At 44.2% G+C, this 233-nt stretch carries 1 pseudogene; it reads left to right on the top strand.

Annotated elements, in window-relative coordinates:
* Positions 1-233: pseudogene (locus tag R0J88_RS23810) on the top strand (apolipoprotein N-acyltransferase); the annotation flags it as partial.

Below are 233 nucleotides of genomic sequence, written 5' to 3'. Positions count from 1 at the left end.
TATCCCGCTTGTAGCCTCTTTTTCGTTAATGGCACTATTGTGCGGCTACTTATCGCTTTATCCCGCCTTAGCGTTCTACTTAACATCTCGTTTTGCCACCAGCCCAAATAGCTTTGGTTTACTGCTGATTAGCTTTTTTGCTTTTAGTGAATATTTACGGGGGGTGGTCCTTACCGGCTTTCCGTGGTTAAGTTTTGGGTATACCCAAACCGATGGACCATTAACTATACTGG

Source organism: Pseudoalteromonas sp. SIMBA_162, assembly GCF_046535955.1.
Taxonomy (GTDB): Bacteria; Pseudomonadota; Gammaproteobacteria; order Enterobacterales; family Alteromonadaceae; genus Pseudoalteromonas; species Pseudoalteromonas marina.
This window is presented reverse-complemented; position numbering and strand designations above follow the sequence as displayed.